The organism is Gallaecimonas zhanjiangensis (assembly GCF_057624825.1).
Genome location: NZ_CM172603.1, coordinates 2,424,572 through 2,440,028 on the forward strand (window position 1 = coordinate 2,424,572; position 15,457 = coordinate 2,440,028).

Genomic DNA, 15,457 nt, shown 5'->3' on the forward strand with positions numbered 1-15,457 from the left:
ACAACTCCGGCAGTTAGGCCAGAGTGTATCGGGAAATGCAGAATGTCGAAAATCTACAATTATCCCAAGGCCCCCTCTCATAGAGTGAACCCATACCCACATAGCGGAGTGACCACCATGAGAATGAACTACCAAGCAGCCGCCCCAGAGGCGATCAAAGCGATGATGGCCCTGGAAATCTACCTGGCCAAACAGAGTAAATCCGAAGACGGCGTCGACAAGCCCCTGATGGAGCTTGTGAAAATCCGCATCTCCCAACTGAATAAATGCGCTTTTTGCATCGACATGCACACCAAGGACGCCCGCGCCATGGGCGAAACCGAGCAGCGCATCTATGCCCTTAATGCCTGGCACGAAACGCCGTTTTTCAGCGCCAGGGAACGAGCCGCCCTGGCTTGGGCCGAAGCCAACACCCTGCTGCCCCAAGGCGGCGTAAGCGACGCCTTGTACCAAGAGCTGCGCCAGCATTTTAACGAGGCACAGCTCACCAACCTGACCCTGGCGGTGGCCACCATCAACGCCTGGAACCGTTTCGGGGTGAGCTTTGCGCCGGATGTCGGCAGCTACCAGCCAGCATGAAAAAAGGGCCTCAGGGCCCTTTTTTATTGCGCTGGCCGAGCCGGGGCGCAGACCCGATCGCCGTAGTAGTTGTCACTGAAGTTACACACCAGCGCGGGGGTGGAGGCTTTGGGGGCAAAACGTTGGGCAAGGCGGACAAACAAGCGGCTCATGGCATTCTCCTTTGAAAGAACCACGAGCATACCGATTAGAAGACACGAATTTAATTCATAAAAACAGATAAGGGTGGTCGGTTAGGCCGACGCCCTGGCGCGGATCACCAGCCCGATACCGCCGAGAATCGCGCAGGCTGCCAGCACCAGCCGCCAACTTAGCCCCTCCCCCAACAGCAAGCCGCCAAGGGCTGCCAGCAGCGGCACGCTAAGCTGCACCGTCGCGGCAACCGTTGCCTTAAGGGCTGGCAGCACCCGGTACCAAAGGGCATACCCCAGGCCCGATGCCAAAGCACCGGAAGCAATGGCGCAAACCACCCCAAGGGCATCGACACGCAGCGACGGCATCAGCCACAGCGCCAACAACAGCGCCGGCAGCAGGGCCTTTAGGAAATTACCGGCGCTGGCCGCCAGCGGGTCGGTTGCCGCCCTGCCCCACAGCGAATAACAGCCCCAGCAGGCGCCGGCCAGCAGCATCAGCAGCGCCGAGGCCAAAGGCGGCGCCGTTATCCCCGGCAGCAGCAACACCACCACGCCGCCAAGGGCCAGCATCAAGCCAAGCCACTGGCCCGTGCCGAGGCGCTCCCCCCGATAAAGACCAACGCCAATCATGGTGGCCTGCACGGCGCCAAACAGCAGCAAGGCACCGGTGCCGGTGGCAAGATTGAGGTAAGCAAAGGAAAAGGCCGCCGCATAGCCAAAAAGCGCCAGCGCACTTTGCCAGGAGCCATGGCCAGCCAAGGGCCGGCGCCGCATCAGCACCAAAAGGCTCAGCATCAGGGCGCCGCTAACCAGGCGCAGCAGCGTAAAACTGGCCGCATCGATACTGCTTTGGGTCAGGGCAATACGGCATAAAAGGGAATTGGCGGCGAAGGGCACCATGGTCAGCGTGACGGCCAGCCACAGCCGCCAGGGGTTCATTGACGGCGCGCCACCAGGGCCAGGGCAATGAGCGCCCAGCCGTTGAGGATAAGCTCGATGGCGATAAAGGTGCCAATCACCCAAAGCCCAGACTCGGGCCAGCCAGCGATGATCAGCACCGCCAGCACCAAGCCACATAAGCCGCTGATAAAAGGCCAGATATATTGGCTGAACACCTTAAGGTGAAAGGCAAGCCACAGGCGCAGCAGCGCCACAAAACCGATACCGATGGCAATCAGCAAGGTCAGGGCCGAGGCGGCAGCCATGGGCGATACCAGCAGGTACAGCCCCAGCAGGCCGTAAAGCACCCCAACCCCCACCACCAGGGCGCTGGCCGGGCGGGAGCGCAGCCCCTGCACGGTTTGCAGCGCGCCGCCCAGCAGCAGCAAGACCCCGAAGTAGATCATGCTGGTAAGGGTTAAAAAGCTCGCCATGCCAAGGCCAATAACCCCAAGCAGCACGAACACCGCTCCCAGGGCCAGCAGCCAGCGCCAGTGCAATTGCAGTTGGGCAAACAGCGGGGAAACCGGCAGCATAAGCGCTCCTTGGCAGTGGGGGACACGGCTTGACTATGGGCGCCAAGCTGCTGTTTATCAAACCTTATTGCCGTTTCGATTCAGGCTCAGCGTTTGGGATCTTTCACCCATTGGCTGCTTTGGGTCAGGGTATCGATGGCGGTGGCCAGAGTTTGTAGGCGCTGCTGGCCATCGAACTGGCACCCGGTGTAGTAGCGCACCGTTTTGTCCTTTTCTGCCGTGCGGTAGCGGATGATGATGCTGGGGGCGTCGGTGCGCACCGCCGTGCAGCCGTCCTTCTGGCTGCGATATTGGTTGTTCAGGGTAAAAAAATCTGCCTTATCAAAGGCCTGTTGTAGCTCGCCCAGGGCTTTTTTATCCAGCTTGGCGCTGCCGTCGGTGCTGCCGACAAAACGCTCGCCCTTGAAGGTCACTGTGCCGTCTCCTTCCACGTTGAGCTGGTAGACGGGGCAAAAACCGTAGCAGGCGGTGCGGGCCAGCTCGATATGTTCAAACTTGGCTGGGCTGCTGGCACAGGCGCCCAGCGACAAAGCCGCCAGGGCCAAAAACACGTTTTTCATCACTCCCCCTTCCGTTGTTATATGCAACGCTTCCCTGTCCTTTTAAAAAAGACGGGCAGCCGAAACCGACTGCCCGCCAGTGCAGTCACCTTGATTTTGAAAACCAAGGGTTCTCTCATGTCCATCCCTGGACACTCGCCTTTAAATCCTTGATCAAATTTGCATAATCCTCGCTGAACCTAGCGCAGGCTTCGCGCTATACTCCCCCGCTTGCCTTTCAGACGACCAACGAGCAACAGATGCAGATCCTAATGGGGCTGGTGGGGATTATTTTCCTGCTGGCTGTCGCTGTTTTATTTTCCGAAAACCGCAAGGCCATCCGGCTGCGCACCGTCGCCGGCGCTTTGGCTATCCAAGCCGCCTTTGCCGCCCTGGTGCTTTACGTGCCCTTTGGCCAGCGCTTGCTGCAAGGCATCACCGGGGGTGTCCAGCAGGTGATCAACGCCTCTCACGAGGGTATCAACTTCCTCTTTGGCGGCCTGGTTTCGCCCAAGATGTATGCCCTCTTTGGCGGCAACGGCTTTGTGGTGGCGCTGCAGGTGCTGCCTATTATTGTGTTCTTCTCGTCGCTCATTGCCGTGCTCTATTACCTTGGCATCATGCGCTGGGTGATCAACATCATCGGCGGCGCCCTGCAAAAGGCCCTTGGCACGTCGCGCCCCGAGTCGCTGTCGGCCACCGCCAATATCTTTGTGGGGCTGACCGAAGCGCCGCTGGTCATCCGCCCCTTCGTGGCCCGCATGACCCAATCGGAGCTCTTTGCGATCATGGTGGGCGGCACCGCCTCGGTGGCAGGCTCGGTACTGGCAGGCTACGCAGGCCTTGGCATCGACCTTAAGTACCTGATCGCCGCCTCCTTTATGGCGGCTCCCGGCGGCCTTTTGATGGCCAAGATCATCGTTCCCGAGACCGAGACCCCCAATCAGCGCCTGGAAGACGTGGCCGACGGCATCGACGATGCCCCCGCCAACGTCATTGACGCTGCCGCCTCCGGCGCCGCCACCGGCCTGCAACTGGCTCTAAACGTAGGCGCCATGCTGCTGGCTTTTATCGGTTTGATTGCCCTGGTTAATATCGTGCTGGGCGGCATTGGTGGCTGGTTTGGCATGCCTGAGCTGTCGCTGCAGATGATCCTCGGCTGGGCCTTCTCGCCCCTGGCTTTCCTGCTCGGCGTGCCCTGGCACGAAGCCAAGGTGGCCGGCGCCTTTATCGGCGAGAAGCTCATCCTTAACGAGTTTGTGGCCTATGCCGATTTTGCCAAGGTGGCCAGCACCCTTAGCGCCCACACCCAGGCCATTATCACCTTTGCCCTGTGCGGCTTTGCCAACCTCGCCTCCATCGCCATTTTGCTGGGCGGCCTGGGGGGGCTGGCCCCCGGCAGGCGCCACGATATCGCCCGTTTGGGGGTAAAGGCGGTGCTCGCAGGTTCGCTATCCAACTTGATGAGTGCCACCCTGGCCGGGTTATTCCTGGCCCTGGCCGGTTAATAAAAAAGGCGCCCGAGGGCGCCTTTTTTATTCAGAGGGAATGCCAAAGGCAAAGATTAATGCGCACAGCAGGGTAAGCAGCGCGAACAGGCCAAGGTAGCGGCGGCGATTCGGCAGCGCCCGGCGCTGCCAAGCCACAACAAAGGCCACGGTGCATTGCAGCATGTAAAAGAGCGCAAAGGCCCGGGAGGCGTAGGCGATGATTTCGTTAACGTCGGTCTGCCAGGTCAGCACCACAGTGATAAGGATGATGGCCAAATAGGCGTAGCGCACCGGCAGCTTTTTGTGGGCAATATCTTCAATCAGGCCGCCCGCGCCGGAGGTGTCAGCAACGGCGGCGCTGAACTGGCTGCCGATGGCAGCCACCGCAATCAAGATGGGCAGCACCGAGGCCACCGGCATCACCATGGTGGTAATGGCGGTGACATCGGCAGTGAGCTTGCCGTGAAAAAGCACTGTGGCCAGCGCAATAAACAGCAGGTAGATCCCCGAAGAGAGCCACTGGGCCAGGCGCATGGTGCGAATGCGCTCGTCGCTGCTGTGCCCTTCTTGCAGATAGCGGGAGGTTTCAAAGCCCTGCACCACGATAAGCAGCCCCAGCAACACCCGAAAGTCGTGCAGATCGATGGCTGAGCTGATGTCCGGCAGCTGCCAGTGGCCACTTGCCGCCAGCCGGATGTTGTAAACCAAAAGCCCCAGCAGCAGCGCCGCTATCATGCCGAGGTTGAGGCTCACCGCATAGCGCTCCACCTTCTCAAGCTCCCCCAGGCCCCGCCACATGCCGATACCGCCAATCACCAGCAGCAAGGCGGTGGTGATGAGGTGGGCGTAGAAGGCATCTTCAGTACCGAAGGCCTTTAACAAAAAGGCCGCCAGCAACTGCAGGTAGTAGGTCACCGAAATAAAATAGGCGCCGGCCAGCACAATGCGGGACAAAAAGGCGATGTCCTGGGCCGGGCCATGGCCGCTGTTCTCGATGGGCTCAAAGTAGCGGATATTAAAGCGAATGGCGGCGCCCACCCCATAGGCCAGTAGCAACAGTGCCGCCATGCAAAAGAGCGCCAGGTTACCCACGGTAATGGCCAGCAAGGGGGCGCTGACCAAAAAGCCGCTGCCCATGATGGAGGCAAGCGGCGTCACCGTTGCCTTCCAGGCCGAGGAGCCCGCCAGGCGCCGGGAAAAGGCCAGATACAGGGTCAGCAGCAGCGCCGTCGCCAGGATAAGGGTGTTGAGCATGGCGTTATTCCGTCAATCCAAGTGCCCTCACCTTACCGCAGCGCGGTTAATAACGCATTGATCTTAAAGAAAAGCCTTAGCGAACCATCAACTTTGCCGCCAGCTCGCCCACAATGACGCCACAGTCCTTGAGCGTCGCAGCGCTGGCCTCGGCGCTGGTCATGGAGATGGCGATACCGGCTACCGGCTGGCCGCTGCGGTCTTTAACTGCGGCCCCCAGGCAAACCATGCCGTCACGAATTTCGCCGCGGTCAAGGGCGTAGCCCAACTGGCGCCATTGGCTGAACTGGCCCTCCAAGGCCTCAGGGCTTGCCACGCTGTTGGCGGTAAAGGCCGCCGGCCAGGGGCCGGCAAGAAGCCCCTGGCGCTGCTCGCTTTCCATCAGCGACAACATCGCCTTGCCGGTGGCGGTGTAAATGGCCGGCAGGCGCATCCCCAGTTGAAAGGTAAAGCCCAGGGGTTTGGCGGCGTTGCGGCAGGCAAGGTACATCACCTCGGCGCCAGACAAGGTAGAGAGGGTAACGGTGTAATCATCCAGGCGCCTGTCTTCTGACAAAATGCGTTCAAATTCGCTGACCAAGTCTGAGCGGTCCAGAAAAGACGCGCTCCAATGCAGCGACCTTGGCCCCATCTCAAAGCCGCTACCGGCAAGCCGCAGCAGGCCCAGGGCGCAAAGGGTGTCGCAAATGCCGTGCACCGAACTTTTGGCAAGGCCCAAGCGGCGGGCCAGCTCCGAGACCCCGGCCGTGCCCGGCTCGGCGGCGATGAGGTCGAGCACCATTACCGCCCTGTCGATGGCCGGTACCAGCCGTTTTTGCTGGGCGTCAGCCATGTCTACGACTTTGGTCATATACCCCTCTTGTTGACATATTGCCCAGTTCTCCCCTAGGCTAAATTCAATATTTAGAACGGCGTTCAATATATTGAACGACATGTTCTGCGTCAAGCATCAAATCAACACCGGGAGGCCAAATTGTATTCATTAAAGGACCCGACTCTGCTCAAGAGTTTATGCCTTATCGATGGCCAATGGGTGGCGGCGGCCGATGGCCAAACCCTCTCTGTTATCAACCCCGCCGACGACAGCGAAGTGGCCAAGGTGCCAAACCTGGCGCCAAGCGCCATACCGGCCGTTATCGACGCGGCCGCCAAGGCCCAAAAAGCCTGGGCGGCCCAAAGCGCCAAGTCGCGCAGCGCCATTTTGCGCCGCTGGTTCGAGCTGATGCTCGAGCACCAGGAGGACTTGGCCCTCATCATGACCCTGGAGCAAGGCAAGCCGCTGGCCGAGGCCAAGGGCGAGATTGGCTACGCGGCGTCTTTTATCGAGTGGTTTGCCGAAGAGGCCAAGCGCATCTACGGCGAGACCATCCCGGCGCCTCGCACCGATCAGCGCCTGACGGTGCTGCGCCAGCCCATTGGGGTTACCGCTGCCATTACGCCCTGGAACTTCCCGGCCGCGATGATCACCCGCAAGGCCGCCCCGGCCCTGGCCGCAGGCTGCGCCATGATAGTGCGCCCGGCGGACCTCACGCCCCTCTCCGCCCTCGCCCTAGGTGAGCTGGCCCAGCGCGCCGGGCTGCCGGCCGGGGTGCTGCAAATCGTCACCGGCCCGGCCAAGGAAATTGGCCAGGTGCTCACCGATTCCGAAACGGTGCGAAAGCTCTCTTTTACCGGCTCAACCCAAGTGGGCCGGCTGCTGATGGCCCAAAGCGCCCCCACCATCAAGAAGCTGTCGCTGGAACTGGGCGGCAACGCGCCTTTTATCGTTTTTGACGATGCAGATCTCGACAGAGCCGTTGAAGGGGCCATGCAGTCCAAATTTCGTAACGCCGGGCAAACCTGCGTCTGCGCCAACCGCATCCTGGTGCAGCGCGGCGTGTACGACGCCTTTGCCGCCAAACTGGCCGAGAAGGTCAAAGCCCTTAGGGTGGGCAGCGGCCTGGAGACCGGCACCGACATTGGCCCGATGATAGAAGCCAAGGCGCTGGACAAAATCGAAGAGCACATTCGCGACGCCCTGGCCAAAGGCGCCACCCTGGCGCAAGGCGGCAAGCGCCTGGGCGGGCTTTACTTTGAGCCCGCGGTACTGACCGGGGTAACCGCCCAGATGAAGGTTGCCAAGGAAGAAACCTTCGGCCCCCTGGCGCCGCTTTTTGTGTTCGACACCGAACAAGAAGCCGTTGCCATGGCCAACGACACCATCTTTGGCCTGGCCGCCTACTTTTACACCCGCGACTTTGGCCGCTCGGTGCGGGTGGCCGAGCAGCTCGAATACGGCATGGTGGGCCACAACACCGGCCTTATCTCCAACGAGGTGGCGCCCTTTGGCGGCGTTAAACAATCGGGCCTCGGCCGCGAAGGCTCGCGCCACGGCATCGATGAATACCTGGAACTCAAATACATCTGTAGCGCCCTGTAAGGCCGCCAGGCGGGCATGACCCGCCTGCATAAAGGAGCATTTTTATGACTCAAGGTATCCGCCCTTTTAGCTTCACCAGCCCCGGCGCCCTGCACCTCGAATGGGGCAGCGCCCGGCGCCTTGGCGAGCTGATGGCCGGCTGGTTTAGCCAGCGCCGCGTGCTGGTTGTTACCGATAAATTCCTGCACCAAGCAGGGCTTTTAGAGCCGGCCAAGGCCTCCCTTGCCGCCCACGGCTTTGAGGTCACAGTGTTTGACGACGTGGTGGCCGACCCGCCGGAGGCCCTGGTGCAAAGCGCCACCGCCACCGGCCACAATGCCCGGTGCGATCTGGTAATAGGCCTTGGCGGCGGTTCGTCTATGGACATCGCCAAGCTGGTGGCGGTGATGCTGGTGGCCGAGCAGCCCCTGGCGGCGATGTACGGCATCGGCAATGTGCAGGGCCAGCGGGTGCCCCTGCTGCAAGTGCCCACCACCGCCGGCACCGGCTCGGAAGTCACCAACATCACCATCCTCACCACCGGCGAGACCACCAAAATGGGGGTGGTGGCAGACCAGCTCTATGCCGACCGGGTATTGCTGGACGCCGAGCTCACCACCGGCCTGCCGGCCATGGCCACCGCCGCTACCGGCATTGACGCCATGGTGCACGCCATCGAGGCCTACACCTCGGCCCACAAGAAAAACCCGCTGTCGGACGCCTTTGCCCGCGAGGCCTTAAAGCTCCTCACCCAAAACCTGGTAACGGCTTGCACCGACGGCAGCAACCGCCAAGCCCGCGAAGCCATGCTGCTGGGGGCAACCCTTGCCGGCCAAGCCTTTGCCAACAGCCCGGTAGCGGCGGTACACGCCCTCGCCTACCCGCTGGGCGGCCACTATCACCTCTCCCATGGCCTCACCAACGCCCTGATGCTGGGGCCAGTGCTGCGCTTTAACCTGCCCAAGGCGGCGCCCCTTTACGCCGAACTGGCCGAGGTGGTGATGGGCCAGCAAAAAGGGGATATTGCGGCGCGCGCCCAAGCCTTTGTGGCCTACATGGAAGCACTGATGGACGCCTCCGGCGCGCCCCGGCGCCTTCGCGACGTCAAGGTCAGCCAAGAGAGCCTACCGATGCTCGCCAAAGACGCCATGGCCCAGAGCCGGCTGCTGATCAACAACCCGGTTGAGGTGACCGAGGCCGACGCCCTGGCCCTTTACCAACAAGCCTATTAACTACCGGCCGGGTTCGCCCGGCCACCCTACCCACAATAAAAAGAGTCAACGATCCCATGAGAAAGCAGCGCATCGACAGGCAGGAAACGCCCTATTGGGCCCTGGGCCCCTTTAAAGTACGGCTCCCCTTTGTTCACTATCGCTTTGAGTGGCCTGATTATTTTCAAGGCCTGTTGATGTGCGCCGTGGACTTGGCGGCCATTCCCCTGATGACCGATCTGCTGGGGATGCCCTTTGAGGTCGCCCTGGCGGTGGCCATGCTCAATGGCCTTTTCTACCTGCTGCACCACCTTTTGGGAGACCCAGTGGTGCCGGGCTGGATCACCCCGGCTATTCCGCTGCTGATGGCCTACTGCGCCAGCTTCCCCGAGGGCCCTGAGCGGGTGCACGCCTTGGTGTCCTTCCAGCTGATGCTGGGGCTCTTTTCCATGTTTATCGGCGCCACCGGCCTTGCCCACAAGGTGGTGCAGCTTATTCCCCAGGCCATTAAGTCGGGGATTATCGTTGGCGCCGGTATTGCGGCTGTTATCGCCGTGTTTAAAACCGGCGGCCGCTTTGACAGCTACCCGGTCACCATTTCCGTGGCAGTAGGTATCGCCTTTTACGTGATCTTCTCCCGCCACTTTGCCCGCCTCAAAGCCCAAAGCAAGCTCTTTGGCCTGGTGGGTAAACTGGGCATCTTCCCCATCGTGGCGCTGGCCATCATCGTGGCGCCCCTCGCCGGTGAAGCGCCCTGGCCCGATATTAAATGGGGCATTTCCAGCCCCGACTTTGCCACCTTGTGGCGCGAATACACCGTGTTTGGCCTGGGCCTGCCGCCGCTATCCATGTTCTTAAGCGCCATCCCCACGGTGCTGGCCGCCTATATCGTGCTGTTTGGCGACATACTGCAAAGCCGCGCCATTTTGGAAGAGGCCGACCAAGCCCGGCCGGACGAAAAGGTAGAATACAGCCCCGACCGCGCTCACCTGATCTTCGGTGGCCGCAACGCCGCCATGTCCATCCTTGGGCCAGACGTGACCATGTGCGGCCCGCTGTGGGCCGCCATGCACGTGGTCATCGTCGAGCGTTTTAGCCAGGGCAAAAAGGCCATGGATTCGCTCTTTGGCGGCGCCGGCTCCTTTCGCTGGGGCACCAATACCGGCCTGCTACTGATGCCCATCGTCACTCTGGTGCAACCCATTCTCGGGGTGGCCCTGGCACTGACCTTGCTTATTCAGGGGTATGTGTCGGTGAAGGTTGGGGTGATGGAGGCGCGCTCCCAACGCGATTTGGGTATCGCCGGGGTAGTAGGCGCGGTGCTTGCCACCCGCGGCGCCGCCTGGGCCTTTGCCGTGGGGGTGGTATTGTGCCTGCTGGTGTATGGCCGCGACTTTTTCAAAGGGGAAACCGACAAAACCTTTGTTAAAGACCAAGAATGAAAAAGGCGCCGCAAGGCGCCTTTTTTATGCCATCACCTGGCGGTGAAAATCTTCAAGTGCATCTTGCCAGCGCGCTTGGGGTAAGGCATCAAAGGCCGAGCCCAAGGTGATTTCGCACCAAAGGGCGTGCTCATCCACCCGGTACGGCGCCGTTACCAGTGCCATGTCATGCTCAGCCATCCAGTGGCAGGCCTTGGCCATAAAAAGGTGCGGCTCGCAGTCAATGCGCATCCGAAACATATTGGTGTGGGGCACTAACGGCCAGGTGGAAAAGCCCTCCAGGGCGTTAAATTGCTCGGCCAGCCAGCGGGCGCTGGTCAAGCGTTTGGGCATCTGCCCCAGATGCTCGCCAAGGCCTTCTCTTGCCGCCACCACATAAGGCGCCAGGCTATAAAGATTGCCGCCAGCGCGGCGCAGCCAGATGCGAGCCTCGTTAATAAAGCGGCTATCACCCGCCAGCACGGCCCCGGCAATACCGCCCAAGTCTTTGTAAAAGCTCACATAAACCGAGTCGAACAGGCCGGCTATCTCGGCAAGGGAGCGCCCATAGGCCGCCGGGCATTGCCACAGCCGGGCGCCGTCAAGGTGCAGCCGGATACCTTGTTCTCTGGCCCACTGGCTTTGGGCAACCAGCGCGTCCCAGGGCGGCAGCTGGCCACCAATTTCGCGCATGGGTAGCTCCAGCAGCAAAGCGGCCAGGGGCGATGCCTGGTGGGCCGCTTGCATATCGCCAAGGCTGGGCACCGCATCACTTGGCCCTATGGGCGCGGCCTCAAGGCCATAGAGCGCCTGATAGGCCTGGTGTTCGTGCAGCAAAAGGTGGCTGGTTGGGTGCAGGCCGATAAGCGGATTGCCCAGTTGCTGGCACCAAATCTTCATGGCCAGGCACTGGGCCATGGTGCCGCTTGGCAAAAAGAGCGCCGCTTCTTTACCCAGCATCTGGGCCAGCTGCTGCTCGAAGTCGTTGATAAGAGGGCCAGCGCCGTACACATCGGCTTGCTCGTCTGGCAAGACGGCGTCAGCCAGCCGCTGCAAGGTGTTTTTGAGAGAGACTTTTTGGTTGCGGGCCAGTGCAAAGCTGCACCGGCCCAGGGCCTCGCGAAAGGCAAGAAGGGCGTCGGCCATGGGCTGCTCGTTATTATGGGAAAGGTTTGCCCAAGCTTACCAAAAAAGCGGCGCCGGTTTGGGTGGGCAAAGCGCCCGGCCTTTGCGCCGTTACACCAGGGCGTCGACCTTTTTGCGCCAGCTCTCGTTGGACAGCAACGTGGTACGCACCACTTTTAGTTTTTGGCAGCCTTCAATGCTGTGGATGGTCTTTTTCACCGTGTCCACCAGTGCTTCTGGCAACCAGGGGCTCAGCACAATGCGCTCAATGGCGCCAAGCTCGAAGGGCACGGCTTTGACCGCCAGCGGCACCTGGGATTCGAAGATCACCCGAAACTCTTTTTCGTCCCGGTAGGGAAAGCGCTTTAAAAACGGCACGTCTTGGAGGGTCAGCGCCTGGTCGTCATGGAGCTCGCGGTACTGCACATCGCCATAGCGAAGGCCAATGGCATCAAAAGCCTCTTGCAGCCCGGGGCGGCGAAACCGAATGCAAACTCCCGAGCTGCCCGGGGCAAACACGCTCCAATGGTGGTAGGTCTCGAATTTGCTGGTAAAACAGAGCGCCAGCAACGACTGCAACTGGCGCTTTTGCTTGTAGCTCGCCATGAAATGCACGTCGTTTTTGTCGCTCCAGTGGCCAGGGTCCAGCAGCACCAGGCGTTTGTGGGTGAGGATATCCAGCAGGGCCGCCAGATCGGTATAGCGGTGCAACAGCGCGGGGGTCGCCAAAGGGCATTCCTTCTTTTTATATCAAGCAAGATGTCTAAGCGACACTCTACCAGAAGACCCTGAATCAACCTGGGGAATGTCCGACCACTTGCTGCATAAAACGGTCGATCTCGGTGGCGGTTTGAGAAAGGTAGGGCTCGAAAAGCCAGAAGGTGTGGATGGTGTCAAAGGCGTAAAAGCGGTGGGCGATACCCGCTTTGGCAAGGGCGGTAAACACCCCTTGGTAGCCGGCGCTAAATCGCGGTTGGCCGGAGCTTATCACCAAGGTCGGCGGCGCTTTGGCCGACACATGGCTGGCAGGCGAGGCCTCGCGCCAGCGCTCAGGCGCGTGCTGGTAATCCCCTCCCAGCCATAACGCGGCGGCAGAGGCGGCGCCTTTTTTGTTTTCATTAGCAAGGGCCAAAGGGTCGGTAAAATCCAGCACCCCGTCCATATCGATAAGGGCCGCCAAGGAATAATTCCCGGCCGCCGCGTCTTTATAAAGCGCAGTTGATGCAGTGTAAGCCAGCAGGCTTGCCATCTGCCCGCCAGAAGACCCGCCGCCAATAGCCAGGCGGCCCACGTCCAGCCCCAGCTCTTTGGCATGGGCCTTGGCCCAGGCGATGGCCTGGTTGATGTCTTCAAGGCCTGCGGGATATGGCGCTTCGGCAGACAGCCGGTATTCGGGGAGGATAACCACATAACCCTTTTGCGCCAGCAGGTTTGCCAGGGGGTAAAAATGGGATTTATTGCCAGAGCGCCAACCGCCGCCGTGAATTAGCACGATTCCGGGGTTTGAGGCGGCCTTGGAGACCGCTTTAAACACATCCAGGTGCAGCTCGCGCTTACCTAGCTCTCGATAACGGCGCTCAAAGAGCACCTCTTGGCCGGCGGCAAAAGCCAGTACCGGCAGGCGCAGCTCGGGGTGGGTTTGGCTATAGCGGGCAAAGCGCTCGGAGGGGGGGTAGCTGTCGTCTACCGCCAACAGCTCGCCCCTGCACAGCGGGCTTAGCACCAGGGCCAGCCACAGCAGGCTTTGTTTGGTCATCGCCTTTCCCTTTTTTGCCAAAAACCTTGGCCCACCTTCGCTTATTTTTCCCAAGCAATACAGCCTGTTGGATAACATTAACCCGTGCGTTTCGAGGGTGAATCAAAAGACCTTCCTATAATGAGCCAACACCATTTGCAAAGGTTGACGTGATGAAAGTGATCGGCTTTTTTTCGGCCTTATTAATGAGTGCTGCGCTTAACGCCAATCCGATGATTTACCGCTACCACATCCCCGAATCTGCACAAGACCATCGTTATGACTACCACTGGGCACTACTGAAGCTGGCCTTGGATCAAACCTCGGCGCAATACGGTGAGTATCAACTGGAACCCGCGCCTTTGGTGATGAGCGAAAGCCGCCAGTTTCAAGCGCTGGGCGGTCCCTTGCTATCGGTGATGGTATCGTCGGCAGATATCGATAACGAAAAGCGATTCTTGCCGGTACGGATCCCTTTAGATAAAGGCCTAATCGGTTATCGGGTGCTGTTGATCCGCAAGGAGCGGCAACCTGAGTTTTCGCGGATCAACAACCTGGAGCAGCTACGAAAGCTAACCGTGGGCCAAGGCCGAGACTGGCATGATGTCAGAGTGTGGCAAAGGAACGGTTTTGACGTAGTGCAAGGCTCAAACTACAACGGCCTTTTTCAAATGTTACTAAGCGGCCGCTTTGATTTTTTTTCGCGAAGCATCGTTGAGGTACAGGACGAATTGGCCCAGCGGCGCCAACAGATGCCGGATCTGGCCATTGAAAAGTCCATTCTCATTTACTACCCGTGGCCCTTTTATTTCTACTTTGCCCGAACAGAAGCGGGGCAGAAATTGGCCGACAGAGTACAGGTAGGATTGATGAAAGTTTTTAACGATCCCGTGCTGTTCGATCCACTTTTTAACCGTTTCAACGGCGCTACGTTGACGCAGCTCAACTTACAAGATCGCAACGTTTTCTATCTAGAGAATCCTTTTTTGTCTGCCGAAACGCCACTGCAAAATCCGCAGTTGTGGCTAGACCCTTTCAACCATCCAACCCACTAAGAACATAGGCTTGTGCACAGACGCAGCCATCTAGGCCTTTAGTGATTGCTCTTGCCGGGGCTTTCGCCCCGGCACAGGTTACTTTTTGGTGTCAAAAAACGGCAGGGTGCTGTTGGGCAGCATGGTGCTGGGCAGCTCGCCGTTCCATTTCTCGGCTTTGGTCAGCTCTATCAAGTCTTTGTTTTGCGCCAGGGCCTCGGCGCGGCTTTTGATGGCGGCCGCTTCCGCTTCACCTTTGATACGAATGGCCTCGGCTTCGGCCTTGGCGCGGGCCAGTTGCGAGTCGGCTTCGGCCTGGGCTTTGGTTACCGCGATTTGCGCGCTAACCCGCTCTTTTTCCAGGTTTTGCTTTTGGGTCTGCACTTCTACTTCGGCGCGCATCCGGTCTTCCACCGACTTCTCGTAAGCCGAGGAAAAATCGATGTTTTCAACTTGCACCGAGCTTATCTCGATAGGGCCCTGCACCGCTTCTTTGATGGCGTTGGTCACGTCCATCACGAATTTCACCCGCTCCTGCACCGCAGAAATGGCGGTGTATTGGCCGAAGATGTTTTCCACCTGGGTGGGCACGGCGCGATCGACCAGACGGTTTACCATTAAATCGATGGTTTTGAAGTTGGCGTAGACCTCGGCCACCTTGTCTTCTGGCACCCGGAAGGTCACCGAGGCGCGAATGGTGGCGGGTTGCTGGTCACGGCTGTAGGCCTGCAAACGCTCGTAACTGACGGTGTGGGTTTGGGTGGAAACCTTCACTATCTTATCCATCAGCGGCATCTTAAAGCCCATGCCAGGCTCGGCGATACCGACAATGCGGCCGTTACGCAGGTGCACGCCGCGCTCGCCTTGGTCGACGGTAAACCAGCTGCCATAAGCGATAACCACTACCGCCAGGATGATGAGCAGGGTGATGAGTTTTGCAAGACTGAGTGCAGAGGGGGTTTTGAGTGGGGTTGCCATATTTTTGTGTCCTTGTGTCATCCATGAGGAGGCGGGGCCAGGCGCTCCGTTTGGCCGGTCCCAGGCCAGATAGTACCCTGGCAA

The 15,457-nt window shown here is 59.9% G+C and carries 16 protein-coding genes; 6 read left to right on the forward strand and 10 right to left on the reverse strand.

From position 1 onward, the window contains the following. Positions 1-117: 117 nt before the first annotated feature. Positions 118-579 carry a carboxymuconolactone decarboxylase family protein gene (locus tag AC22G1_RS11535; protein WP_487313512.1) on the forward strand — a complete coding sequence of 154 codons (462 nt, stop codon included), beginning with the start codon at positions 118-120 and terminating at the stop codon, positions 577-579. A gap of 23 nt (positions 580-602) precedes the next feature. Here the strand turns inward: AC22G1_RS11535 and AC22G1_RS11540 are convergent, their stop codons facing one another. The 4 genes from AC22G1_RS11540 to AC22G1_RS11555 all read right to left on the reverse strand — a co-directional run bounded on the left by AC22G1_RS11540 (position 603) and on the right by AC22G1_RS11555 (position 2,748). Continuing rightward, entirely contained in the window at positions 603-731 is a 129-nt protein-coding gene (locus AC22G1_RS11540) for a hypothetical protein (protein ID WP_487313513.1), read from the reverse strand. Positions 732-812: 81 nt separating this feature from the next. Then, the gene (locus AC22G1_RS11545; protein WP_487313514.1) at positions 813-1,652 is read right to left on the reverse strand and encodes an EamA family transporter; all 840 of its coding nucleotides are present in this window, start codon (positions 1,650-1,652) and stop codon (positions 813-815) included. After that, positions 1,649-2,188, reverse strand: coding sequence for an HdeD family acid-resistance protein (locus tag AC22G1_RS11550; RefSeq protein WP_487313515.1), 540 nt, complete (start codon positions 2,186-2,188; stop codon positions 1,649-1,651). The genes AC22G1_RS11545 and AC22G1_RS11550 overlap by 4 nt, the downstream gene beginning before the upstream one ends. Before the next feature lie 86 nt (positions 2,189-2,274). Continuing rightward, positions 2,275-2,748, reverse strand: coding sequence for a DUF6438 domain-containing protein (locus AC22G1_RS11555; RefSeq protein WP_487313516.1), 474 nt, complete (start codon positions 2,746-2,748; stop codon positions 2,275-2,277). A 239-nt stretch (positions 2,749-2,987) separates the two neighbouring features. On the opposite strand from AC22G1_RS11555, the gene AC22G1_RS11560 reads away from it, so the two are divergent. Continuing rightward, positions 2,988-4,235, forward strand: coding sequence for a NupC/NupG family nucleoside CNT transporter (locus AC22G1_RS11560; RefSeq protein WP_487313517.1), 1,248 nt, complete (start codon positions 2,988-2,990; stop codon positions 4,233-4,235). Between the two features lie 27 nt (positions 4,236-4,262). On the opposite strand, the gene AC22G1_RS11565 is transcribed toward AC22G1_RS11560, so the two are convergent. Together AC22G1_RS11565 and AC22G1_RS11570 are read right to left on the reverse strand one after the other, a co-directional pair. Next, positions 4,263-5,471, reverse strand: coding sequence for an Aq_097 family APC-type transporter (locus tag AC22G1_RS11565; RefSeq protein WP_487313518.1), 1,209 nt, complete (start codon positions 5,469-5,471; stop codon positions 4,263-4,265). Between the two features lie 76 nt (positions 5,472-5,547). Then, entirely contained in the window at positions 5,548-6,321 is a 774-nt protein-coding gene (locus tag AC22G1_RS11570; RefSeq protein ID WP_487313519.1) for an IclR family transcriptional regulator, read from the reverse strand. A gap of 123 nt (positions 6,322-6,444) precedes the next feature. Here AC22G1_RS11570 and AC22G1_RS11575 point away from each other — a divergent pair, with 123 nt between their 5' ends. The 3 genes from AC22G1_RS11575 to AC22G1_RS11585 are packed head-to-tail and all read left to right on the forward strand — an operon-like array spanning position 6,445 to position 10,522. Next, positions 6,445-7,890, forward strand: coding sequence for an NAD-dependent succinate-semialdehyde dehydrogenase (locus AC22G1_RS11575; RefSeq protein WP_487313520.1), 1,446 nt, complete (start codon positions 6,445-6,447; stop codon positions 7,888-7,890). A 44-nt stretch (positions 7,891-7,934) separates the two neighbouring features. Beyond that, a complete protein-coding gene (locus AC22G1_RS11580) occupies positions 7,935-9,101 on the forward strand; it encodes an iron-containing alcohol dehydrogenase (RefSeq protein ID WP_487313521.1) in 1,167 nt (388 codons plus the stop codon). Positions 9,102-9,157: 56 nt separating this feature from the next. Beyond that, positions 9,158-10,522, forward strand: a complete 1,365-nt coding sequence (locus tag AC22G1_RS11585; RefSeq protein ID WP_487313522.1) for a hypothetical protein — start codon at positions 9,158-9,160, stop codon at positions 10,520-10,522. A 24-nt stretch (positions 10,523-10,546) separates the two neighbouring features. Here the strand turns inward: AC22G1_RS11585 and AC22G1_RS11590 are convergent, their stop codons facing one another. The 3 genes from AC22G1_RS11590 to AC22G1_RS11600 all read right to left on the reverse strand — a co-directional run bounded on the left by AC22G1_RS11590 (position 10,547) and on the right by AC22G1_RS11600 (position 13,382). Next, complete coding sequence (locus AC22G1_RS11590; protein ID WP_487313523.1) at positions 10,547-11,647, reverse strand: threonine aldolase family protein; 1,101 nt, start codon at positions 11,645-11,647, stop codon at positions 10,547-10,549. Positions 11,648-11,737: 90 nt separating this feature from the next. Beyond that, the gene (locus AC22G1_RS11595) at positions 11,738-12,355 is read right to left on the reverse strand and encodes a DUF2971 domain-containing protein (protein ID WP_487313524.1); all 618 of its coding nucleotides are present in this window, start codon (positions 12,353-12,355) and stop codon (positions 11,738-11,740) included. Between the two features lie 64 nt (positions 12,356-12,419). Beyond that, on the reverse strand, positions 12,420-13,382 hold the full coding sequence (locus tag AC22G1_RS11600) for an alpha/beta hydrolase fold domain-containing protein (protein ID WP_487313525.1): 963 nt from the start codon (positions 13,380-13,382) through the stop codon (positions 12,420-12,422). A 152-nt stretch (positions 13,383-13,534) separates the two neighbouring features. Here AC22G1_RS11600 and AC22G1_RS11605 point away from each other — a divergent pair, with 152 nt between their 5' ends. Further along, positions 13,535-14,416 (forward strand): transporter substrate-binding domain-containing protein, encoded by an 882-nt coding sequence (locus AC22G1_RS11605; RefSeq protein ID WP_487313526.1) that lies wholly within the window; start codon positions 13,535-13,537, stop codon positions 14,414-14,416. 78 nt (positions 14,417-14,494) lie between these two features. Here AC22G1_RS11605 and AC22G1_RS11610 read toward each other — a convergent pair whose 3' ends face one another. After that, positions 14,495-15,373, reverse strand: a complete 879-nt coding sequence (locus AC22G1_RS11610) for an SPFH domain-containing protein (protein WP_487313527.1) — start codon at positions 15,371-15,373, stop codon at positions 14,495-14,497. Positions 15,374-15,457 lie beyond the last annotated feature (84 nt).

What these genes read in the sequence shown, in the direction of transcription:
- AC22G1_RS11535 (WP_487313512.1), top strand. Translation starts at nt 118, where the DNA reads ATGAGAATGAACTACCAAGCAGCCGCCCCAGAGGCGATCAAAGCGATG.
- AC22G1_RS11540 (WP_487313513.1), bottom strand. Translation starts at nt 731, where the DNA reads ATGAGCCGCTTGTTTGTCCGCCTTGCCCAACGTTTTGCCCCCAAAGCC.
- AC22G1_RS11545 (WP_487313514.1), bottom strand. Translation starts at nt 1,652, where the DNA reads ATGAACCCCTGGCGGCTGTGGCTGGCCGTCACGCTGACCATGGTGCCC.
- AC22G1_RS11550 (WP_487313515.1), bottom strand. Translation starts at nt 2,188, where the DNA reads ATGCTGCCGGTTTCCCCGCTGTTTGCCCAACTGCAATTGCACTGGCGC.
- AC22G1_RS11555 (WP_487313516.1), bottom strand. Translation starts at nt 2,748, where the DNA reads ATGAAAAACGTGTTTTTGGCCCTGGCGGCTTTGTCGCTGGGCGCCTGT.
- AC22G1_RS11560 (WP_487313517.1), top strand. Translation starts at nt 2,988, where the DNA reads ATGCAGATCCTAATGGGGCTGGTGGGGATTATTTTCCTGCTGGCTGTC.
- AC22G1_RS11565 (WP_487313518.1), bottom strand. Translation starts at nt 5,471, where the DNA reads ATGCTCAACACCCTTATCCTGGCGACGGCGCTGCTGCTGACCCTGTAT.
- AC22G1_RS11570 (WP_487313519.1), bottom strand. Translation starts at nt 6,321, where the DNA reads ATGACCAAAGTCGTAGACATGGCTGACGCCCAGCAAAAACGGCTGGTA.
- AC22G1_RS11580 (WP_487313521.1), top strand. Translation starts at nt 7,935, where the DNA reads ATGACTCAAGGTATCCGCCCTTTTAGCTTCACCAGCCCCGGCGCCCTG.
- AC22G1_RS11585 (WP_487313522.1), top strand. Translation starts at nt 9,158, where the DNA reads ATGAGAAAGCAGCGCATCGACAGGCAGGAAACGCCCTATTGGGCCCTG.
- AC22G1_RS11590 (WP_487313523.1), bottom strand. Translation starts at nt 11,647, where the DNA reads ATGGCCGACGCCCTTCTTGCCTTTCGCGAGGCCCTGGGCCGGTGCAGC.
- AC22G1_RS11600 (WP_487313525.1), bottom strand. Translation starts at nt 13,382, where the DNA reads ATGACCAAACAAAGCCTGCTGTGGCTGGCCCTGGTGCTAAGCCCGCTG.
- AC22G1_RS11605 (WP_487313526.1), top strand. Translation starts at nt 13,535, where the DNA reads ATGAAAGTGATCGGCTTTTTTTCGGCCTTATTAATGAGTGCTGCGCTT.
- AC22G1_RS11610 (WP_487313527.1), bottom strand. Translation starts at nt 15,373, where the DNA reads ATGGCAACCCCACTCAAAACCCCCTCTGCACTCAGTCTTGCAAAACTC.